This is a genomic window from Silvibacterium bohemicum, assembly GCF_001006305.1.
GTDB classification, from domain to species: domain Bacteria; phylum Acidobacteriota; class Terriglobia; order Terriglobales; family Acidobacteriaceae; genus Silvibacterium; species Silvibacterium bohemicum.
In genome coordinates this window covers 140,545-163,412 of record NZ_LBHJ01000002.1, presented here as the reverse complement: position 1 = coordinate 163,412, position 22,868 = coordinate 140,545, and the positions used below count along the sequence as shown (strand labels likewise).

Sequence of the window (22,868 nt, the reverse complement as noted above, 5' to 3'; positions counted from 1 at the left end):
AGGTGACCCCGATGTCTGATATCCAGACCGATCTCGCTACACAGCCCGGCCTTCAACAACTTACTGTCTCTTACCACCCCTGGAATTCGGAAGGATCTTCGTCCGGCCCGATCTCTCCCGAGAGCCTGGAGGCATGGGTCAATGCGCGGCTGGCGCGCCACCAACTGGCCATCGACCGGCTTTTGGCGGAGAAAGGTCCGCGCACCGCCGAAAACACGCTGCGCGCTTATGACGATGCGGTCGCCGAGCTTTCCGCCACCGGCTCGCAGACCGGTCTGATGGACAGCGTGCATCCGGACAAGGCGATTCGCGACATGGCGCAGGCGCTGACCCAGAAGATTTCCCAGGCCGGCGTTCAACTCGGCCTGAATCAGCAGGTCTACCAGGCGCTGAACCAGATCGATCCCGAGAGCCTGGACGCACCGACCCGCCATTATCTGGAGCGGACCCTGCTGCAATACCGGCTGGCCGGCGTGGACAAGGATGAGGCGACGCGCGCGCGCATCCAGGAGCTGCAGGACAAGGCCACCGTGCTGGCTCTGACCTTCAGCCGCAATGTGCAGGAGAACGTGAACACCGTGACGGTCGACGACCCCAGCGAACTGGCGGGCCTGCCCGAGGATTACCTGAAAGCCCACCAGCCCGGCGAGGACGGCAAGATTACGCTGACCACGGATTTTCCCGACTACCTGCCGGTGATGACCTTCGCCCGCTCGGCCAGCCTGCGTCACCGGATGTTTCTGGCCTACAACACCCGCGCCTATCCGCAGAATCGCCAGAACCTGATCGATCTCCTCGCCATCCGCAAAGAGATGGCGGAGATTCTCGGATTCTCTACCTGGGCGGACCTGGCCACAGCCGACCAGATGATGGAGTCGGCGGCGAACATGCAGGCTTTTCTCGATGAGCTCGATGTCGCCAGCAAAGCTGGAGCGGAAAAAGAATTCGCCATGATCCTAGAGTTCGCCCAGGCCCAGCAGCCGGGGCTCAAGGCCATCGACGCCGCGAGCCGGGGATTCTGGCTTGAGCTTTACCGCCGCTCGGCCTTCGACTTCGATTCGCAGTCGGTTCGGCCTTATTTTCCTTATGAACGCGTGGAGCAGGGTGTTTTGTCGACGGCTGCACGGCTCTTCCAGGTCGAGTTCCGCCCGGTTCCGGATGCACTGACATGGCACGAAGACGTGGTGACCTACGACGTCTACGACCGCGATACAGCTATCGGGCGCTTCTACCTGGACATGCATCCGCGCGAGGGCAAGGACAAATGGTTCTCCGCGCATCCGCTGATTCCTGGCATCCTCGATCATCCCTCTGGACGGCAGATTCCCGAAGCGGCGCTAATTTGTAACTTTCCAGGTGGCAAATCCGGCGAGCCCGGGCTCATGCAGCACTCCGACGTGGTGACCTACTTCCACGAATTCGGGCACCTGATGCACGCTCTGCTGGGTGGTCATCAACGGTGGGCCGGCATCAGCGGCATTGCGACGGAGGGAGATTTCGTCGAGGTTCCCTCGCAGATGCTGGAGGAGTTCTTCCGCGATCCTCGTTTACTCGCGACCTTCGCGCATCATCATGAAACCGGCGAGCCTATTCCGGCAGAGCTGGTGATGCGCATGAACCGCGCCGGAGCTTTCGGCCGCGCCGACTGGGTGCGCACGCAGCTCTTCTACACCACGTATTCGCTGCAGACCCACCTGCAAGACCCAGCCTCGCTCGATCCCGATGGACTGCTGCAGGCGCTCTATATGCGCTTCCTGCCTTATACCTGGGTCGAGGGCAACCGCATGTATGCGAGCTTCACGCATCTGGTCGGGTACTCGTCAAACTACTACACCTATCTGTATGACAAGGTGATCGCGCTGGATTTCTTCTCGCAGTTCGCGCGCACCAATCTGCTCGACGATCCGATTTCGATGAAGTACCGGCGCACGGTATTGGAACCAGGAGGATCGGTGCCGGGCAAACAGATCGTCATGCACTTCCTCGGCCGCAAGCAATCGGCCGATGCCTTCGTGAACTGGGTTGGAGAAGAATTTCAGGCAGCAGCTTCCGTATACGAATAAGGAGAACGTTTGATGGCAGCTTCCGAAATACTGCGTAAGGCATACGCAGGCAAGTGGGCTTTAGTTACCGGCGCCAGCGCCGGAATTGGCGATGCGCTCGCGGTCGAGCTGGCCGCTTCCGGGACGAACCTGATTCTGACCGCGCGCCGCGGCGACCGGCTGGAGGCGCTGAGCTCGCGGCTCAAGACCGAGCACCAGATTCAAACCATGGTCATTCCCGACGACCTGGCCGATCCGGCAGCGCCGCAGCGCTTGTTCGACGCGACCGAGGGCAAGGGGATCGCCGTGGACATCCTGGTCAACAACGCGGGATTCGGCTACTACGGTGAATTCAAAAACGGCGATCTGGGATTTCAGCGCAAGATGGTGGACCTGAACTGCGCGGCGGTCGTCGAGCTGACCGGCCTGCTGGTTCCGCGCATGATCGAGCGACGGCGCGGCGATATCATGATCGTCGCATCGACCGCCGCCTATCAGCCGGTGGCCTACATGGCGACTTATGCGGCCACTAAAGTCTTTGATCGCTACTTCTCCGAGGCTCTCGCCGAAGAGGTAACACGGTATGGGCTTCGCGTGAGCGCGCTCTGCCCCGGCCCTACTGAATCGGAGTTTGGAGAGGTTGCGGGCGTGCGTATCGGAGATAACCGGAAGTATCAGTCGGCGCAGGAAGTGGCGCGACTGGGGCTGGAGGGAATGGCGGCCGGCAAGCGCTGGGTAATCCCCTACGCTGGCGGGCGCTTCCAGGTCTTCATGCAGCGTTTCGTTCCCCGCCGCATGGTGACCAGCGCAGCCGAGCGCATGTTCCGTCCTGATTCGGTGAAGAAAGCGGCGAAGTAGCCGGGGGGCGTCTACCGGTTCGAAGTCCGGTAGACGCTGGAGCGTGTCCAGTAGGTTTGGTTATCCCAGTTGATGTGGTCGCCGTCGATGGTGACCAGCCCGGCGATGGGCTTGCCGCTCCAGTCAGTCGACAGCTTGCCTTGATGGTCCACCTGGCCGCTGGCATTTCCCCACTTTCCACATGCGATGTGGATGGCGCGGTTCTGCTGACGGATGGAGCAAGGCTGCGTTCGATCGCTGCCGGCATACCATTTGCCGGAAAGATTGAGCGACGCCGAGCCGGGACGCTCTTTCACCCGCTCGCACCGCTCCCAGAAGGTGACATTCGACCAATCGATCTGACTGCGGTCCTGGTTGAGGATGCCGGTGACGCTCTCCCAGCCCGGCGCGGCAATGTTGTCCTTCCCGTACGCTCTTCCCAAAGAGGCATCCCCGTTTTCATTCGTGAGCGTGAGGTAGGCTCCGCTATCGACGATGGAGGCGTGAACTGCGGGATCTCCCTGGCCGCACCATGACCCGAGAAATGCTGCGAAGCGCGACTTTTCGGAGGGGAACTGCGCCTCCATGGCTGCCCGCACGCGGCTCCGCAGGTCGGCTTCGAATGCGGCCTGTTCGGGAGTAGGAGACGGCGGCGGAATCTGCGGCTCCGGTGGTGCGCCGCCCCACTGCCAGAAGCGCACCCACGGCGCCTTTGCGATCATCGCGGAGAGCTGCGGATCGGGGAATCGCTTGACGTAGGGAACGGCCCAGCCGATGTCGAGGCCGGACGGCGGGTCATCCACTTCCTGTTTCGCGCCGGTGCGTTTCGCGATGATTGAAGGATCGGCAAGCGCGGCTTCATCGAACTTGACCAGCCGGTGAATGGCCCCTCCGCTCATGCCGTACATGTCGATGCCGTTCGCCTCGCCAAGCTCGGCCAGCATGATGAGCGGTCCCAATGCGTAGAGCTGGTAATGGAGCGCCATACCGGCGCGGTTCATTTCGGCGGCGAGCGAGCCATCGGGTTTGATGGACTCGATGCCCTGGCGACACGCAGCAACGCCCCAGAGGAACGCATCGCGATTATTGCCGGCGACGCCCTGCGCGGCCACAGCCAGCCCGGCCCAGTACAGGTGATTGTTGTAGGCGTCGCTGCCGGGGTGGGTCCATTGCACGTCAAAGTAATCCTGCACGCGTGAGGAGACACGGGCAAACCATCGTTGTATCTCCGCATCCTGCTGCGGAGTTCCCACGCCGCTGTTGCGCACCTTGAGATAAGGGATCGCGGCACCGCTCAGCATCCAGTTCTGCAGGTAGACGCCGTTTATCTGCGGCATCTTTCCGTCCCATGCATCGGCTTTGGCCGCTGCGTCGAGCAGTGTATACACACAGGCGGCGGCCGCCTTGCTTCCTTTAGCGAGATAGTTGTCGGCTGCCAGCCCCGCGTATTGTCCGAGATGCGAGAGGCCTTCGGAGGCGGCATTGAAAGCGGCAAGCTTTGCGGGATCGATAACGGAGTACTGCTCATCCGTGTAGTAGCCCTCGGCGCTCAGAGTATTTGCAAAAGCGGGCGGGGCCGGGCAGGTGTAAGGTGCGTCGGTCGCATTCACCTTGACATCGTCCCAGGCAGAACGCAGCTTCTGCGCATTCGCAGCGGCAGTAAAGAGAACAAGACTCAACAGGACCGGCAGCTTTCTCATCGCCGACATCTTACCGCGGTCCATCTCACTGCGCTAACACGCTTTCAGAGTGCCATTGGTGGCTTGACTAAATCGTTTGACCTTGACGGTCGTTATCCGGGGTAAGTACGATTTTTTCGAACTGCCGGCGCATAGAATTCCGTGGATCTCCGCGGCGCTCGACGGGACGGCCCTCAGGAGAAACATGATATCGCCGAAGCTCAGGAAGCCACTCAGCATGGTGGCATTCGCCGCCGCACTCTGCACCGCGCCCGTACTTTCACTTTCTGCCCAAGATCACAATTCAAAGACACAGCATCATCCCTGGGACAACAAGTCTCTCTCGCCCGATGAGCGCGCGGATATGGTCGTCAAGGAGATGACGCTGGATGAAAAAATTCAGCTGGTGCATGGCGCGGGCTGGGGTGTTCTGCGCGCGGGCGATCCGGTCGATCCGCATTCGAATTTCGCCGCGAGCTATGTTCCCGGTATCGAGCGGCTGGGCATTCCGGGGATAGATCTGGCCGACTCCGCAGTGGGCGCGCGCATGGCCGCCTATCAGAGCCGCTACGCGACGCTGCTGCCCTCCACGCTAGGCGCGGCGGCGAGCTGGGATCCAGAGGGTGCACAGCTCTATGGCGACGTGATTGGGCGCGAGCTGCGCGCATGGGGCACCAACATGTCGATCGGCGGCGGCGTGGACCTGATGCGCGAGCCGCGCAATGGGCGCAACTTCGAGTACGCGGGCGAAGATCCTCTGCTGGCCGGCACCATGACCGGCAACCTGATGAAAGGCCTGCAGGCCGAGCACGTGATGGGCGATATCAAGCACTACGCCTTCAACGACCAGGAGACAGGGCGCGATATCGGAAACGCCATCATCGGCCATCGCGCGGCGCGGGAGAGCGATCTGCTCGCCTTCCAGATCGCCATCGCCATCTCCGACCCGGCCGGCGTGATGTGCTCTTACAACCGCGTCAACGGAGATTACGCCTGCGAGAACGACTGGCTGCTGAATCAGGTTCTCAAAAAGGATTTCCATTTCAAGGGCTGGGTGCTCTCCGATTGGGGCGGCACACATAGCGCGGCGAAGGCCGCGCTTGCCGGTCTCGACCAGGAGATGCCGGAAGACATCTACTTCGGCGAGCCGCTGAAGCAGGCGGTGCAAAAGGGCGAGGTGCCGATGTTGCGCCTGGATGACATGGACCACCGCATTCTGCGCAGCATGTTTGCCACTGGCGTGATCGACTTCTCGCCGTATCCGCGCTCGGTGGTCGATCCTTTCAAGGGCCGCGACGATGCGCAGCACATTGCCGAAGAGAGCATCGTGCTGCTGAAGAACGCCAACAACCTGCTGCCGCTGAATGCCTCCAGCATTCATTCCATCGCGCTTATCGGATCGCATGCCGATGTGGGCGTTCTCTCTGGCGGCGGCTCGGCGCAGGTCGACGCACCCGGCGGAAATGCAATCGATCCTCATACCGGCTCGGCGCACTGGGGAGAGACTGTCTATTTCCCCTCGTCGCCGCTGCGGTATATCCGCGAGCACGCGCCGAACGCCAAGGTGGAATTCAACGCGGGCGACGACAAATCGGCTGCCGCCGCCTTCGCGAAATCGGCGGAGGTAGCCATCGTCTTCGTGCATCAGCCGATGCACGAGGGCATGGACGCGAAGACGCTCTCTCTGCCTGACAATCAGGATGCGCTGGTGAGCGCGGTGGCCGAGGCGAATCCGCACACCATCGTGGTGCTCGAGACAGGCGGCCCGGTCTCGATGCCGTGGGCCGAGAATGTCCAGGGCATCTTCGCAGCATGGTATCCAGGCATCGGCGGGGCGCAGGCGCTTGCCAACCTGCTCTTCGGCGACGTCAATCCATCCGGCAAGCTGCCGGCAACCTTCGCCAAGCGCGACGAGGACCTGCCGCATCCCGTAATCGCGGGCATGGACTTGAAGCCGCTGCCGCTTGAGGTGGAGACAAACATGGGCGGCCATCGCATCCGTCACAACGAGATGCGTCTGCCCGCCTTCGACGTGAACTATACGGAAGGCGCCAAGATTGGATACAAGTGGTATGAAGCGCAGCACATTCAACCGCTGTTCTGGTTTGGTTTCGGGTTGTCTTACACCACGTATGAATACTCAAACCTGAAGGTGGAAGACCACGGCCGCGAAGTTACGCTCACGGTGAAAAACACAGGCTCACGCGCCGGTGCGGAGATCGCCGAGGTCTACGCCGAGCTTCCCGCAGCCGCGAACGAAAACTACAAACGCCTGGTGGCCTTCGATCGCATCCCGCTCGCACCGGGCGAGTCGAAGACCGTCACCATGAAGATCGATCCGACCTTGCTGTCGATCTATAAAGAAGCGAAGAACGGGGACGAAGCGAAGGACGGCTGGGATCTGCTTCCCGGCGAATACAAGTTTGTCGCCGGTCCCTCGTCCAGCACCACACCTCTTACCGCCACGCTTCATATCGGCAAGTAGCGCGGGCCAGGCGGCGTCCTCTTTGCAGAGGATGCCGCTGGTGCGCGTCGGTCTCGGGCGCTTCTATTTCACAGAAGCGTGCTGCGACTTCTCGTGCGCGTCCTTGGAGTGTTCGTGAGCCTTTGCCGAATGCTCGTGGGCCTGCTGGGAGTGCTTGTGCCCTTCCTCGTGGTTGCCCTGCTCGTGGTGTTCCGCTGCTGCGTGGTGTGCCTTGGCAGCGTGTTCGTGGTGCTCGGCTGCTTTGCGATGCGATTCGTGTGCCATAAAGCTCCTTTGACGCCGGGAAGATTCCCGCCCACGAGACTCTGCCTGCCGGGAAGGCCCTGACCTCACAGCCCCGTAAATTTGCAAATAAATTCGCCAGGTCAAAAAATCTCCATCTTTCGATTGATAAGGTGGCCGATCCAAGGGATGAAGACCGGCATTTCCCTGCTGCGTATATTGGGTCTTCCCTCTATTCTGGCTTTTAAGAGGTATCGATCGATGGCCGCAAGTCACAGTATTCCCAATGTCGCCCTGGCTCCTTCCTCCGGCTCCAGCTTTTATCAGAAGCTCAATTCGCAATGGCATGAGCGCGCCTTGCAGGTCTTCATGGCCATCGTTCTGGCGCATTGGGGTGAGCATCTGGTTCAGGCTTACCAGATTTATGTGATGGGCTGGCCGCGTCCCAAGGCGAACGGCATTGTGGGTCTGTGGTATCCGTGGCTCATCAAGTCCGAAACGCTGCATTACGGCTATGCGCTGGTCATGCTCATCGGGCTGTGGGTGCTGCGCAGAGGATTCACAGGCATCAGCCGCAAGTGGTGGACGACTGCTCTGGTCATCCAGTTCTGGCACCACATCGAGCATTTCCTGCTGATTCTGCAGGCGACGATCCATCACAATTTCTGGGGGAAGCCGGTTCCGTGCAGCGTGCTGCAGCTCTTTTTCCCGCGCGTGGAGCTTCACCTCTTCTACAACTCGATCGTTTTCATCCCCATGGTCATCGGCATGTACTACCACATGTTTCCGCCCGCCAATGAAAGGCAGCATGCGGCGGCGTGCACCTGCTCCTGGCATAAGGACGAAGAGGCCGCTGCCGCCAGTCCTGCCAGCAATCTAGGATAAGTTGGACAAGCTGTTCAAACAAAGCAGCACGGATGCAGATGTAAGCGCCCCGTCGAAACCTTCCCTGACGAAAGCGCGCAGGCAGAGGATGGTCAATGCGAGCCTTCTTCTGCTGGCAGAGGCATTGGCGATGACCGCCTGCCATCGCACCCGTCCGATCGATGATGCGGGGATCTCCATCCAACAGCGGATCACGCCTCAGCCTCCCCGCGTTGGACCGGCCAGCGTGGCGATCCAACTATCGGACGCGGCCGCGAGGCCGGTAGAGGCAGTCAGGATCACCGTCGAGGCCGATATGTCGCATCCCGGGATGAGCCCGGTCTTTGCTGAGGCCAGGAAAGAAAAGCCCGGCGATTACCTTGCCACCCTTAACCTGAATATGGGCGGCGACTGGGTGGTGCTGACGCACGTCGAGCTTCCCGGCGGCAAGAAGCTGGAACGCCAGATGGACCTGAGAGGCGTCGCCAGCCGCTGATTGCAATGCCTGCAACCATTCCCAATCCGAGCCGCTCCGGCGGGCACTTTGATGATCCCTTCGGACGGGATGACGAGCCGGACAATCACGGCTTCGACCTGCTGCGCGTGCCGCTGATCGGCAGCTTTCTCTCCTGGCGGCACTCCCGCACTGTTCTGCAGATTCCGGTGCTTCTCGTCAGCGTGGCGATGATCGTACACGGACTCCTCGGCCCATCGCTCGCCCCGAAAAACCTGGCAACTGTGCTGGGGTGGGTTCACTTCCGCGGCGCGCTGGTGCTGGTGCTGCTCTGCGCGGGCAACTTCTTTTGCCTGGCCTGCCCTTTCATGCTGGTGCGCAATGCGATGCGCCGCTTCATTCAGCCGCGATTCAACTGGCCGCGCCCTCTGCGCAACAAGTGGATTCCCGTCGGGCTCTTCGCCCTCATCCTCTTCAGCTACGAACTCTTCAGCATGTGGTCTTCGCCGTGGATCACGGCCTGGGTCATCGTGGGATACTTTGCCGCCGTGCTGGTGATCGACGGACTCTTCAAGCATGCGGCCTTCTGCAAGTTTGTCTGCCCGATCGGCCAGTTCAATTTCATCGCGGCGACCGTATCGCCGACCGAGGTTGCGGTGCGCGATCACGAGGTCTGCGATAGCTGCCGCACGAACGATTGCATTCGCGGCCGCCGCGAGCCGGCGGCGGATCTGGTGATCCTGCAGCGCGGCTGCGAGCTGGCGCTCTTCCAGCCGGCGAAGGTGGGCAACATGGACTGCACCTTTTGCCTCGATTGCGTGCATGCATGCCCCCACGACAATGTCGGCATCCTGAGCCGTCTTCCCGCAAGCGAGCTGATGACCGATCCGCAGCGCTCCGGCATCGGCTTTTTCTCACGCCGCAAGGACATCGCTGCGCTCACCGTCGTCTTCTGCTTCGGCGCGCTCATGAACGCCTTCGGCATGGTCAGCCCGGTCTATGCGGCCGAGAGCTGGCTGAGCATCAAGCTCCACATCCACCAGGAAGCACCGATCCTCGGCCTGCTCTTCGCTTTCTTCCTCGTTGTCGAGCCCGCAGTGTTGCTGGGCCTGGCAGGATGGGTCACCCTCGCCTGGGCAGGCGTGCGGCGAGCCTGGCTCCCGTTGATCGTCCGCTACACCTATGCGCTGGTCCCGCTCGGCTTCGGAATGTGGCTGGCACATTACGGCTACCACTTCTTTACGGGGCTCTACACCATCGTGCCGGTCACCCAGAGCGCCTTCGTCGACCTGGGCTGGCCCATCCTCGGCGATCCGCGCTGGACGCTCGTGGGCCTGCCCCAGGCCATCGTCCAGCCGATTGAATTCGGCTTTCTCCTGCTCGGCCTCGCCGGGTCTTTGAGCATCGTCTGGAGGCTGGCGGAAGACGACTCGGAAGATCATGCGTTGCGCGTCTTCACTCCCTGGGCCACGGTGTGCGTACTGCTCTTCCTGGCCTCCCTCTGGCTCATGACCCAACCGATGGATATGCGCGCCACCATCATGGCCGGATGATAGTTCGACAGTTCAGACCAATGAAGATGACCTTCCAATCCGCATGCGCGCTCCTCTGGCACAAAAGCCTCTGGCTCACCGTGATCGTTCTTTGCAGCAGCGTTCCAGCCTGGGCGCACGTCGGACCACCCTTCCCCATCATGCAGAACCGCACGGTGGGCCCTTACAAGGTCGATGTCTGGAGCAATCCCGACGTCGGGACCGGCTCCTTCTTCATCACCATCGATCCGCCGCCGGGGAAATCCGTTCCCAGCGATATCAAGGTCGAGATCGCGGTCCAGCCGGTCAGCAAACGGCTCGCCGAAGCCCGCTACGGAGCATGGCGCGAGAAGCTTCGCGATCGTGTGGAGTACAAGACCGAAGTCCCCTTCGACAAGGAAGAGCAATGGCACGTCCGCCTGATCCTCACCAGCACGCTGGGCAGCGGCGAGACCTCGACCGATGTCCCCGTCACGCCCACACTGCTGGGACGCTGGGGTCTGCTGCTCTTCGCGCTGCCCTTTGTGGGTGTTGGTTTCCTGTGGATTAAAGCCATGAGCGTGAAGCGTGAGCAGCGCCGCAAGAAGAGGCTGAGAAAGATGCAGGCTGCCGGCCGTGAGAGCTGAATTCTCCAGCATGGCTGGTAAAAGCTACGAGTTTCATTGCGAGGTCTTCCTGATAAGCGCCAAAATGGAAGACTGGATGAAAACCCAAGGCCTCCTGCCCCGCCACGTTGTGCGCATACCCCGCTCTCTTCGCTACCTGATTGCGCTGGTCTCATGCGCGGTGGTCACCATTGCTGGCTGCCACCGCGGCGGCAAGCTGCCCGATCAGAATTCGGAAGCCTACAGAGATGTAGTTTCGGATTTCTATGTCGGCCTCGCGGCGCTCCAGGTGGGTGATGATGTGCGCGCCGAAAGCACTCTGTCGAACGCGGCAAAGAACGTGCCGGAGGAGCCGGCGATCTGGGTCAACTGGGGCATCCTCGCGCTGCGTCAGCGCAACTTCGACGCCGCAGCCGAGCGGCTGAATCGCGCTCTGCAGCTTGCTTCGCGCAACGATCAGATTTACTACCTGCTCGGCGTTCTGGAGAGCGATCGCGGCAACTCGCAGGCGGCCATCACCAATTTAGGCCTCGCTGCGGGCTTGAACCCAAAGAACGTGTGGGCGACCTACGCGTTGGCATCGGAGATCGAGCGGCAGGGCGCCCCGGATAGCGACCTGCAGTATCAACACGTCCTGCAGCACATCCTCGTGATCTATCCCAAGAACCTTGCCGCCACTCTCGATCTGGCGCGCATCTCCGCGAAGATGGGCAACGATCCGCTGCTTCACGCCATGGTGAAGGACATCGAGGCACAGTCGACGGGATGGCCGCCCGCGATCCAGCAACAGTTGACTGCGCTGCAGGCTGCGTCGACCGCGCCTGATACTCATCCCGCAGCAACACGCACCATCTTTCTGCGCAACGTGCTCATGCAGCTGCCGCAGTTTCGCGCCAGCCTCGCGCTGCTTAAACCCGCACCCGGTGAAGAGGCACAGCCACTCACGCATTTCCTGAAGCTGCCCTCGCCCGCATCCACGCCAGCGCCGGCGGATCGCAGCATGACCTTCGCAGCCCAGCCGATAGCGAATTCCGGAAATAATCGATGGGATTGGATCGGAGCCATCTCGCTCACCGGCGAAGGCGCGCCGGTGGTTGCAACTGCGAATTCGCAGAAGGTTCAGCTTAGCTCCGGCGCTGAGTTCCCGTTTCCCGGCGGATCGAAACCAGCTCCGCTTTCTCCCGAGAGCATTCTCTCTATCGATTTCAACTATGACTTCAAGATGGACCTGGTGCTGGCCGGCTCCGACGGCCTGCGCTTCATGCGGCAGGACAGCCCCACGGCCTTCACCGATGTGACCGCGGCGACGAAGCTTCCGAAATCTATTCTGGATGCCAGCTACACCGGCGCATGGGCCGTAGACATCGAAGCCGACGGCGATCTCGACATCGTGCTTGGCACAGCCAGCGGCCTGCCGACTGTTCTTCGCAACAATGGCGATGGAACCTTCCAGCCCATTCATCCCTTTGCGGGGATCTCAGGGATACGCCAGTTCGTGTGGGCCGACCTCAACGGCGATGGCAACCCCGATGCTTCGCTGATCGATGGAGAGGGACGGCTGCATGTTTTTCTCAACCAGCGCTCGGGCAACTTCGCGGCGCAAGCCGTTCCTGACAGTGTGTCGGAAGCTCGCGCGATCACGGCTGCCGATATCGATCGCGATGGCGTTCTGGACCTCGTCGTGGTTCAACCTAGCGGCACAATCACGCGCCTCTCAGCCACGGAAGCCGCACCAGGCTGGAGCACAAGCAATATCGCGCAAATACCGGATCCCACCGCCAGTCTCTCCGGCGCAGTGCGGCTCCGCGCTGCCGACATAGACAACAACGGCGCAATTGATCTCATCCTTATGCAGGTGACGTCCTCTCCGCTCTCGACTTCTGCAGGAGCTCTGGTGTGGCTCGCCGACGAGAGCGGGAGCTTCAGCCTGATGAAGGCTCCCGTAGGTCCGGCCCGGGTGTTCGATATCTCCGACATCAGCGCAGATGGGCACATGGTATTGCTTGGGCTGACTGCGGACGGACAGCCACAGAAGGCAGTTGCTCAGGGAACGAAAAATTATCACTGGCAGATCATCCGGCCACGTGCCAGGCAATCGACCGGCGATCAGCGCATCAATTCGTTCGGTATCGGCGGGGAAATCGAAATTCGCTCGGCGCTGCTTACGCAGAAGCAGCCCATCGATGGTCCGCAACTACATTTCGGTCTCGGCGAGCACAGCAGTTCCGACGTTGCCCGCATCGTGTGGCCGAACGGCTCGGTGCGCGCGGAGTTTGCGTTGAAGGCCGATCAGCAGGTCCTGACCGAACAGCGGCTGAAGGGCTCCTGCCCGTTTCTCTTCGCATGGAACGGTACACGGATGGATTTCGTGAAGGATGCCGTTCCGTGGGGGTCGGCCCTCGGGCTGCGCATCAATGCGCTCGGCACCGCCAGCATCGCAGCCACCGAGGAGTGGTACAAGATTCGCGGCGACCAACTCGTCCCGCACGATGGCTACTACGATCTGCGCATCACCGGCGAGCTCTGGGAGACCTATTACTACGATCACCTCGCGCTCATGGCTATCGACCATCCGGCGGGTACTGACATCTTCACCGATGAGCGCTTTGTGGTCCCTGCCGTTAAGCCCGCCATAACGACAGTCAGCACGCCCCAACCAATCGCTCACGCCGTCGACGACAAAGGCAACGATGCCACCGCAACCTTGCGCGACTTAGATGGCAAATATCTCGATAACTTCGGACGCGGCCAGTATCAGGGCGTCACGCGCGATCATTATGTCGAGATCGATCTCGGGAATAACATCCCAACCGAAGGTCCTCTATATCTGATTGCCAAGGGATGGCTGCATCCGTCGGATTCCTCGATCAATGTGGCCATCAGCCAGGGAAGCCACGAGATGCCGCGTCCGCTCAGCCTTGAAACAATGGATAGCCAGGGCCATTGGCACGTTGCGCGCGCGAACCTTGGCTTTCCTGCCGGACGCAAGAAGATTTGCCTCATCGATCTCACCGGCCTCTTTCCGAAGGACGCGCCTCACAAGCTGCGGCTCCGCACGAATCTTGAAGTTTATTGGGATCAGATCCAATGGGCGCGCGGATTGCCGGACACCGCAATCAAGGTCACTCGGATCGATCCATCTTCGGCCGATCTCCACTATCGGGGCTATTCGGTGATTCACCAGGCGAATCCATCGTCGCCCGAAGTTCCCGACTACAACCATCTCGCCGCAACCACGCAGATCTGGCGCGACCTGCCCGGCTACTACACGCGTTACGGAGATGTGCGCGCATTGCTCGCGCAGACCGACGACCGCTACGTGATCATGAACGCCGGCGATGAAATGTCGCTGCGTTTTCCCGCGCTTGCACCGCCTCATGCCGGATGGGTGCGCGATTATGTGATTGCCGGGGATGGATGGATCAAAGACGGCGACTATAACTCGACGTATTCTGCAACGATCCAGCCGCTGCCCTATCACGCGCGCAAGCTTTACGACACGCCGCCCGGTCGCTTGGAAACGGAATGGGTTTATCGTCACCATCCTGAAGACTGGCAAAATTACCAGACGCGATATGTCACATCAGACAGCTTCGAAAAAGCATTGAGGAGTTCCGCTGTTCAATGAAACATGGTCCTACGACACGTGTACTGTTAACTCTTTTCTTCCTTGGTCTCATCGCTACGCCGATCGTCATCAAGCGCATCTCCGCGCGAAAAAAGGCAGCCGAAGCTTCCTTCGACTCGAGTTCTGCACTCGCTCGTCACGGCTTTTATCTTCGCGAAGTCTCGCATGAGGCGGGCGTCAACTTCACCAATGAAGCCCCAACGCTCGATCCCAAGCTCACGCCGATCATGCCCGAAGTTGCGTCCATGGGCGCATCGGTTTCCGTCGTCGACTACGACCGCGATGGCTGGCCCGACTTCTACGTGACCAACAGCCGCGAAGGAAGCAGGAACGCGCTTTACCACAACAACCACGATGGGACGTTCACTGATGTAGCCCCGCAACTGGGGATAGCCGACGTGAATCAGTCCGGTACTGGTGTCTCCATGGGCGCCGTCTGGGGAGACTACGACAACGACGGTTACGAAGACCTTTACCTGATCAAATGGGGCCGGCCCGAGCTCTTTCACAATGACCAGGGCCATGGCTTCACGCGCGTTTCCGAACAAGCGAGTCTACCCAAGTGGATCAACGCGAACACCGCGGTATGGTTCGATTATGACGGCGATGGAAAGCTCGACCTGTTTGTCGGAGGCTACTACAACGAGAACATCGATCTCTGGCACCTTGCCAACACGAAGATGATGCCTGAGAGCTTCGAATATGCCCAGAATGGCGGAAGAAAATATCTCTTCCACAACTTAGGCGGCGGCAAGTTCGAAGAAGTCAGCGCCAAGCTGGGCATCGATAGCAGACGCTGGGCGCTGGCATCGGGCGCGGCCGACTTGCGCGGCACCGGCCATCCCGACCTGTTCGTCGCCAATGATTACGGCGTCTCTGAGCTCTATCTCAACGACGGCAAAAGATTTCACGAAGCAGGAAAAGAGACCGGCATCGGCTTCGCTCCGAAGAGCGGTATGGATGTGGCCTTTGGCGATATATTCAACCAGGGCAAGTATTCCGTGTATGTCTCGAATATCTCCGAAGACGGCGTTCTTATTCAGGGAAATAATCTATGGACTCCGAAGGATGGGACATCCGGAGCCGCGATCAAATACGAAAACCTCGCTCGCGACTTAGGCGTCGAGCTGGGCGGATGGAGCTTCGGAGCGCAGTTTGGAGATCTGAACAACGACGGCAATCTCGATCTGTATCTCACCAACGGCAACATCTCGCTCGATCATAATAAGAGCTATTGGTACGACTTCGCGAAGGTGGCCGGCGGCAATCATTCCATTATCGAAGACGCGAAGAACTGGCCGTCGATGGAAGGCCGCAGCCTCTCCGGTTATCAGCAGAAACGTGTCTGGCTCAATGATGGAGCAGGCAAGTTCGTCGACGTAGCGCAGGCCGTGGGCGTCACCGACACCTATGACGGACGTGCCGTGGCTCTGGTCGACTTGTGGAATCGCGGCGTTCTCGATGTGCTGGTTGCGAACGAGCGCGGGCCGTTGCTGATCTACAAAAACACAGTCACGTCGGAAAACAAGTGGATCGAGTTTCAGTTGGAAGGCACGGCGAGTAATCGCAGCGCGATTGGAGCGCAGGTCGCGCTCTATTGGGATGGGCAGGAGCAGATACAGGAAGTCTCCGGAGGCTCCGGCTTTGCCGCGCAGAACGACCGGCGTTTACACTTTGGTTTGGGCAAAGTGCCAAGGATTGATAAGGCTGTCATTCGCTGGCCCTCCGGAAAAGTTCAAACCATCGAGAATCCCACGCCGGATAAGCTGTATTCGATCAAGGAGCCAGCATGAGCCAGCAGGCGATCGCAGTTCCGTTGGCAGCAAAGCCGCCGCAGTGGAAGACGTGGCTCTCACTGGAGAACCGCTATATCCCGCCTGTCTTCATCACGCTCATCCTGCTGATCGGCCATTTCACCTACGGTATCCTCGAGAGCTATCCGAAAACGCTGCTGGCCATCGGCACCGCGATTGCCACCGAGTTGATTCTCGGCCGGATTTTTCTGGGCAAGTGGCCCAACCTCGCCAGCGCATATATCAGCGGAATCAGTGTCGGCATCCTGATCCGCTCGCCCGGCTTCTGGCCTTACGCACTCTGCGCCGCGATCGCCATCACTTCGAAGTATGTGCTGCGCTTTAACGGCCGTCATCTCTGGAACCCCTCGAACTTCGGCATCTGCGTGATGCTCTTTCTGGCCTCGGAATCCGTAGCGACTCTGAGCATTCAGTGGGGCAACAACATCTGGCCGATGGTGGTCATCTGGATTCTGGGCTCGGCTATTCTATGGCGCGCGCGTCGTCTCCAGATCAGCGCCACCTATGTCATCTCGTTTTTGGCGCTCGCGTTTGTGCGCGCATGGATCACTCACGATCCGTGGCAGTCGGAGATTGCGCCTATCACCGGCCCCGAATACCAGCTCTTCATCTTCTTCATGATTACCGATCCAAGAACGACTCTGCGCTCGCGGACAGGCCAATGCATGGTGGCCTTCGCGGTAGCTGTTGTGGAAATGTTCTTACGGCTCGATCAGAGCGTCTATGCTCCGCTCTACGCTTTGTTCCTCGTCGGCCCTCCGGCATTGTTCATCGAGACGTGGATGAACAAGCGGCGTACGCAGGCCGCCTTGCATCCGCAACAAGACATCACCCGCTCTTAGAAGAAGGACTCTCATCGTGCCGCAATACCGCATCTGCTGCCTGCTTCTTTTGGCACCCATCTTACTCACAGGCTGCAAACAAAAACCCACATCTCCAGTGGAACAGCCTTCAGCTTCCAGTTCTGCTGCACAGAATGCTCCAGCGGCCGCAGCTCCTGTGCAGAAGCCGACGTCCGTATCCGATATAGCGCGCCCCTCGGGGCCGATTCACTTCACCGATGTGACGGCAGAGGCGGCCATTCGCTTCCGGCATAACAGCGGCGCCTTCGGGAAGAAGTATCTCCCCGAGACCATGGGCAGCGGCGCATGCTTCATCGACTATGACAACGATGGATATCAGGACATCCTATTCGTCAACTCCAAGGATTGGCCTGAGCATGCGGCACACAAGTCCTATGCCGCGCTCTATCACAACAACCATGACGGCACTTTTACCGATGTAACTCGCCAGGCTCATCTTGACGTCGAGATTTATGGCATGGGCTGCACCGTCGGCGATTACGACAACGACGGATATGATGACCTCTACATCACGGCCATCGATGGCAGCCACCTTTTTCATAACTTGAAGAACGGGACCTTCGCCGACGTCACAGCGAAGGCCGGCGTCAGCTCACCAGGATTTGCAACTAGCGCGGTTTGGTTCGACTACGACAACGACGGCAAGCTGGACCTGTTTGTCGCTCACTATGTCGACTGGTCCATCGAGAAAGATCAAAGCTGTTCGCTCGACGGAAAAAACAAGTCCTATTGCACGCCCGAGCTATATAAGGGCCAGAGCGCAACGCTCTATCACAACGAAGGCAATGGACGATTCAAGGATGTGACTAAGGCCGCGGGACTTTACGATCCCACCAGTAAGTCGCTCGGCGTCGCATTGCTCGACTATGACGACGACGGATGGCTTGACCTCTTCGTCACCAACGATACGCAGGCCAACAAGCTTTACCACAACAATCACAACGGAACCTTTACCGAAGTTGGATTCGCATCCGGAGTAGCCTTCAGCGATGCAGGAAAAGCGCGCGCGGGCATGGGCGTTGACGCTGCGGACTACGATGGCTCAGGACGCCAAAGCCTGGTTGCCGGAAACTTCACCAACGAAAGCATGGCCCTGTTTCACAACGATGGACAGGGACTCTTCTCCGATCAGGCGATTGCCGCCGGGATCGGTCCTCCCTCCGCGAAATCCCTGACCTTCAGCAGCTTCTTCTTCGATTACGATCTGGATGGATTACGAGATATCTTTGCGCTCAACGGACATGTTGCGGACGACATCGCTGTCTTGCAACCATCGCTGAGTTATGCGCAACCTCCGCTGCTCTTTCACAATCTGGGTCGCGGCAAGTTCGAAGATGTCTCGCAGAAAGTGGGAGCTGCCTTGCGACAAGCCGTCGTGGGGCGCGGCGCGGCCTACGCTGACTACGACCTCGATGGCGATCTCGATCTGCTGCTCACCACCAGCAGTGGTCCGGCGCGCCTGTTACGCAACGATAACGGCAATCAGAACGACATGCTTCGCATCAGGACAGTGGGAACACGCTCCAATCGAGATGGGATCGGGGCTAAAGTCACGATCACAACGTCCAAGGGCAGACGCCTCTTCGCAATGGTGAAATCGGGCTCCAGCTATCTGTCGCAAAGCGAGCTGCCGTTAACCGTCGGCCTGGGCAAGCCGGATCCCGGCAATGTTGTGACGATCGCAATTGCGTGGCCCAGCGGCCATAAGGAAACGATCGACGGTGTGAAGCCGAATCAATTTCTCACTATTCAAGAGGGCAAGGGGATTGTTGCTGCCCAACCGATTATGTTCGCGCAAACTCAGAAGAAGTAAGCTCTGCAAAACCGCAGCGATGCAATAGCTGAAGAATATCTTCACGCGTGGCTCCGAGCTTATGCGCCGAGTGAAGCAAATCCTCCGCATCGACGGGATACCAGTTTCGGCGTGAACGATCTCCCAGTCCGGCGACGTTGATCGGCTCAATGGCTCTCACGATATCGCGTGCCAGCTCTGCCGACTCTTCCTGTGTGCGCAGACGAAGAGCCTGCTCAATCAGCTGGCGCGAAGCGGGTCCGAATGTGAGGTGGTCATGCAATAAGAAAGACGTCGCGAGCTTCGTCTTATCCAAACGGCGCGCTGTCTCTGAAAAACTGGCTGTAGCGAAATAAAGCAGCGACAACGATACGAATACGGGAAAATCGCTCATGTTTCTGTAGAGCGCGCCGATCAGCCGCGAGGCAGCCACTAACTCCGCGTCTGTATCGACCGCGTATCGTTGTAGAGCTTCGCCAAATTTCTCGGTTCCCCAATCTCGCTCGATACTATCTGCCAATCTAGAAATGCCCAGCAGGGTAAGCGGAAAGCCGGTCGAGAGGAGTGGATCGACAAAGCCCGCCGCCGAAGGCAGCATCGCCCACTTACTTCCTACGATGGCGGATGTTCGGAAGCTGAGCCTCGGCACATAGGTGAACGGCCGCTCAGGAATTGCCGAGCAAAACTGCCCCTGTAGCGCGGGAATCAGTTTCAATAGCCGGTTCCAGCCTATAGCGCCCTCGTGCAGAGCGAGTCTTGTCGCGACCTCATCTGTCGCCGCAACACCGGCGCTGGTCACGCCATTGTTGAATTGCAGCACCCATATCCATCCACCATCGAAGACGTGATGGACTGCGGCATCGTCAATTGGATACGGCGGAGTTTCAGCGGTTCGGCTGGCGCTCCCGTCGGCAAGGCGTCTTATTCCCGTGAAGTGATTGAAGAGAGCTTGTGTCGCGGGCATGCCAGGCAATTCACGCTCGCCAAGTCCGAGTGTGCGATGGAGAAAGCCGCGGGGACCTGTGGCATCGATAACAAACTTTGCGTGAAAGACAGCCGGCTCCTCCCGATGCTTTCCTTCGAGCTTTACCGTATCGCCGCAGTCGATGAAACGATGCAGGCTGACTTCGTCGACATAGTCCACGCCGCACTCTTGAGCCTGGCGAAGAAGAAAGTGATCGAAGTCCGCGCGATACCAATGCGTATCGGCGATCTCGTCGTGAGGACTTGCTGCAACCAGCAGTTGATCTTGCCGGTCGGCTGATGGCCTGCTCGCTTCGCCGAGAACGTGATGGTGAAAGGTAAATCCGCGTTTCAACCCGCACGCTAACTCAGGATAAGTTCGCTGCCAGCTTCCCCACTTGGAGAGCGGGGCCACCATGGGCAAGTTATACCGCATGGCCAGCTCTTCCAACATCAGGTTCGCCAAGGGAGTTGAGGATTCTCCAATGACCACGCGAGGATGCGTACCCTTCTCGATCAAAACAACTGACCGTCCGAGCCTGCGCGCGATCATCGCCAGCAAAGAGCCAGCGAATCCTGAGCCGACAATGGCGATGTCGTAACAGTCGCTCAGTTATGGCCTCCACAAACATTGCAGTGAATCGATGGAAGATCCGTCTGCTGTAGATTCATCGTTTGCAACCGCGCGATTCTCGCGGGATGACACTTCAGGCATTCCATTCCAGGCTGCGCATCCCACAGGTCAACGAAGACGCGGCCGCGTCGAAGCCCGATGCCGTAGCTCATTGCCAACTCCACCTGGGCAAGGCGCGGCGCAGTGAATTCTCCCAGCGAGGCGAGCGTTTCCATCGCTCCATTCCCGCCGCGCGTGGGAATGAGCGAAACAGCGGTTGCTCCGCAATCGAATGCAAAGTCCAGGGATCGTTGCGCCCAATACAGTGAGTCTTCCGGCCGCATGAATGGAGGCTGAACGAGAACGAAGGAACGCAAATCTATGTGATTCTCGCCAAGGAAGGCGGCCGCGGCTGCAAACTCTTCCAGCGTCATTCGCTTGTTCAGTTGTTTCAGGACTTCGGGATGCGCAGTCTCCAGACCCATCGCCACTTCGAGCCTGCCGTGGAGCATATCCCGGAAGGCGAGGCATTTGTCCCCGACTAAGGAAGGGTGGCACTCGACGATGACGCGGTCGAAGCTGTTGAATCGCTCCGCAATTGCGGCGTAGTCAGCGACAGGGATGGCATGCGGATCGAAGAAACTTCCGCTGTTATAAAGCTTGATCGTGCGCGCATGAGGAAGCCGTTCGAGTGCATAGTCGATCTGCGCTGGAATCGCGCCCGGCCGTACGGCGCTGGACAGAGTATTCCGCCACAGATCGCACATCACGCAACGCCACGGGCATTCGCGATTGGTAAGAAACACTGTTGCCACCGGTTGGATCGTCCCAACTGCGGCCGCTTCGTCTTCAACATGGAATGCGTAGGGCTGCAGCGGATTCAAGCTCGCACGCGATGTCCGCTGCGCCACAATCCATCGATCGCGCTCCGCTGCTGTCGCTGGGTAAGACGCATCCATCGCGCTTCTCACCGGTAGAGAGAAAGGAATTGCCCGCGGTACACGGACTCCTGCATGGGCAGGAGGCTGCGCAGAGCATCGACCGGCAGCGCTCCATGTTGAAAGCGGCGTTTGGGGAAGATAGGCATCTTGAGGCCGGTAACCGCAGCAACCCCTCGCGACACTACCTCGCCTTTCAGCTCGTAAAGCCGCTCGACACTGTAGTCCGTCAGCCGGATGAACGGTATCGCCTCGGCAACAGCAATCACATTAGGACGAGTATAAGGACTTAGCCCGGAAAATCCATAGTGGTGCGCGGGTGCATAAGTTCGCGTGTAGGATCGGCTCAGCCCTCCGCTGTAAGTCAGCGAGTGCTTGATCTTGCCGACTCCCCATCCTTCCTGGTAGAGCATCTGGTTGTGCACCACGCTGCGAATGGTCAACTCGGGATTTTCCTCGATGGGATAGTCTTTCAGGTTTTCGTCGCCGCCATCGCCATCCAAAAGGTATCGCCACTTCGGATAACGCTCGCGGATCCCCTTGCACAGGGCCAACGCCATGGTCGCCGACTCGACATCGAGGAGCTTATAGTCTTCGGTGATGCGAATCGTCTCTTCGACATTGAGTGACGCGGCATCCGCCTCGATCGGCTCCAGGAACAGGCCAAGACCCAGCGCCCCGAGAAATGCGCGCGCCTGCTGCATATCTGGACCATCGCCCAGATCGAGAGTGAAGGCCTTCAGGCGGCTCGGACTCATGCCGAGTTTGCGCATCACGTGGTAGGCGACGAGAAAGACGCTTCCGCTGTCGATTCCGCCGGAGAAGCAGACCCCAATAGGTTCAGCTTCCGGAACTCGTCGCACCCATTGCGAGATTTCTTCGGCAAGGGCCGAGATATACGCGCGGCCAATCTCATCTAAGTCCGTCGAAAGGCTGTTTGCCCGCGGCGAGAAGAAGCGCGTGTACGTTGGATCGGGATCGGGACAACCTATGAGTTGAATCTCGACTACATAGTGTGCGGGAACCATCCGGGTATAACTCGGATGAAATTGTCCTTCGAGCCCTTCGGACTTCAGCCAGTTGTAGATCGCATCGATGCGAGGGGAGACGATCAGGACCGGCCCCTCGGAGCGCTTCGCCAGGAAGTAGCGCATGGGGCGATCAAGGGAGCGGGCCATACGAACGGTCTTGCCGTCGCGCGCGATCAACGCGAACGATCCCTCGATACGCCTTACCGCATCCGGCGCGCCGCTCAGCACCGCGGCTCTAGCTTCTTCGACGGTCTGGTTCAGAATCTGATTGGCTTTCGGCTCGGTAAGATCGACGACCCGCTCGACGTATGGTTGCACGACAGTCCCCTGGAGAGAATTTCCCGCCTCCAGTCTATCCAAATTCCATCGAGCCCAGCTGAAAGTCGATTCGATGTTGATCGATCAAAGCTAGTCTTCTGAATTACTCATGCATGTGATCTTGAAGCGATTCTGGTACAGAGCTGGCTCAAGGGAAACTGCAGGTCCCTCCACTTCGCTTCGCTACG

The 22,868-nt window shown here is 59.4% G+C and carries 16 protein-coding genes and 1 pseudogene; 11 read left to right on the top strand and 6 right to left on the bottom strand.

The features are described from left to right. Positions 1-11: 11 nt before the first annotated feature. The gene (locus tag XX99_RS04560; RefSeq protein ID WP_050058211.1) at positions 12-2,063 is read left to right on the top strand and encodes a M3 family metallopeptidase; all 2,052 of its coding nucleotides are present in this window, start codon (positions 12-14) and stop codon (positions 2,061-2,063) included. Between the two features lie 12 nt (positions 2,064-2,075). After that, positions 2,076-2,900 carry an SDR family NAD(P)-dependent oxidoreductase gene (locus XX99_RS04555; RefSeq protein ID WP_050058210.1) on the top strand — a complete coding sequence of 275 codons (825 nt, stop codon included), beginning with the start codon at positions 2,076-2,078 and terminating at the stop codon, positions 2,898-2,900. Between the two features lie 11 nt (positions 2,901-2,911). Here XX99_RS04555 and XX99_RS04550 read toward each other — a convergent pair whose 3' ends face one another. Further along, on the bottom strand, positions 2,912-4,579 hold the full coding sequence (locus XX99_RS04550; RefSeq protein WP_184085142.1) for an alginate lyase family protein: 1,668 nt from the start codon (positions 4,577-4,579) through the stop codon (positions 2,912-2,914). Between the two features lie 217 nt (positions 4,580-4,796). On the opposite strand from XX99_RS04550, the gene XX99_RS04545 reads away from it, so the two are divergent. Then, a complete protein-coding gene (locus XX99_RS04545; protein ID WP_231581152.1) occupies positions 4,797-7,043 on the top strand; it encodes a beta-glucosidase family protein in 2,247 nt (748 codons plus the stop codon). Positions 7,044-7,106: 63 nt separating this feature from the next. Here XX99_RS04545 and XX99_RS04540 read toward each other — a convergent pair whose 3' ends face one another. Then, positions 7,107-7,307, bottom strand: a complete 201-nt coding sequence (locus XX99_RS04540) for a hypothetical protein (protein ID WP_050058207.1) — start codon at positions 7,305-7,307, stop codon at positions 7,107-7,109. 219 nt (positions 7,308-7,526) lie between these two features. On the opposite strand from XX99_RS04540, the gene XX99_RS04535 reads away from it, so the two are divergent. The 8 genes from XX99_RS04535 to XX99_RS04500 all read left to right on the top strand — a co-directional run bounded on the left by XX99_RS04535 (position 7,527) and on the right by XX99_RS04500 (position 18,838). Beyond that, a complete protein-coding gene (locus XX99_RS04535; RefSeq protein ID WP_050058206.1) occupies positions 7,527-8,150 on the top strand; it encodes a hypothetical protein in 624 nt (207 codons plus the stop codon). Between the two features lies 1 nt (position 8,151). After that, positions 8,152-8,625 carry a FixH family protein gene (locus XX99_RS04530; protein WP_050058205.1) on the top strand — a complete coding sequence of 158 codons (474 nt, stop codon included), beginning with the start codon at positions 8,152-8,154 and terminating at the stop codon, positions 8,623-8,625. A 5-nt stretch (positions 8,626-8,630) separates the two neighbouring features. Beyond that, positions 8,631-10,136, top strand: a complete 1,506-nt coding sequence (locus XX99_RS04525; RefSeq protein ID WP_197081828.1) for a 4Fe-4S binding protein — start codon at positions 8,631-8,633, stop codon at positions 10,134-10,136. A 20-nt stretch (positions 10,137-10,156) separates the two neighbouring features. Beyond that, positions 10,157-10,741, top strand: a complete 585-nt coding sequence (locus tag XX99_RS04520) for a hypothetical protein (RefSeq protein ID WP_050058204.1) — start codon at positions 10,157-10,159, stop codon at positions 10,739-10,741. A gap of 76 nt (positions 10,742-10,817) precedes the next feature. Next, positions 10,818-14,348, top strand: coding sequence for a CRTAC1 family protein (locus XX99_RS04515; protein WP_184085144.1), 3,531 nt, complete (start codon positions 10,818-10,820; stop codon positions 14,346-14,348). After that, entirely contained in the window at positions 14,345-16,141 is a 1,797-nt protein-coding gene (locus tag XX99_RS04510; protein ID WP_050058202.1) for a CRTAC1 family protein, read from the top strand. Before XX99_RS04515 ends, XX99_RS04510 begins: the two co-directional genes overlap by 4 nt. After that, positions 16,138-17,004, top strand: coding sequence for an RnfABCDGE type electron transport complex subunit D (locus XX99_RS04505; protein WP_050058201.1), 867 nt, complete (start codon positions 16,138-16,140; stop codon positions 17,002-17,004). Before XX99_RS04510 ends, XX99_RS04505 begins: the two co-directional genes overlap by 4 nt. 157 nt (positions 17,005-17,161) lie before the next feature. Continuing rightward, positions 17,162-18,838: a CRTAC1 family protein gene (locus tag XX99_RS04500; protein WP_156185794.1), complete on the top strand. Its 1,677-nt coding sequence runs from the start codon at positions 17,162-17,164 to the stop codon at positions 18,836-18,838. Here the strand turns inward: XX99_RS04500 and XX99_RS04495 are convergent. From XX99_RS04495 to XX99_RS04480, 4 genes and pseudogenes are all read right to left on the bottom strand, one after another. Next, complete coding sequence (locus XX99_RS04495) at positions 18,810-20,246, bottom strand: NAD(P)/FAD-dependent oxidoreductase (protein WP_231581151.1); 1,437 nt, start codon at positions 20,244-20,246, stop codon at positions 18,810-18,812. The two genes, XX99_RS04500 and XX99_RS04495, sit on opposite strands and share 29 nt — an antisense overlap. 42 nt (positions 20,247-20,288) lie before the next feature. Beyond that, positions 20,289-20,369, bottom strand: a pseudogene (locus XX99_RS28525) (NAD(P)-binding protein); the annotation flags it as partial. A 20-nt stretch (positions 20,370-20,389) separates the two neighbouring features. Beyond that, positions 20,390-21,352, bottom strand: coding sequence for a hypothetical protein (locus XX99_RS04485; protein WP_197081827.1), 963 nt, complete (start codon positions 21,350-21,352; stop codon positions 20,390-20,392). Positions 21,353-21,360: 8 nt separating this feature from the next. Further along, the gene (locus XX99_RS04480; protein ID WP_050058197.1) at positions 21,361-22,680 is read right to left on the bottom strand and encodes an asparagine synthase-related protein; all 1,320 of its coding nucleotides are present in this window, start codon (positions 22,678-22,680) and stop codon (positions 21,361-21,363) included. Positions 22,681-22,868 lie beyond the last annotated feature (188 nt).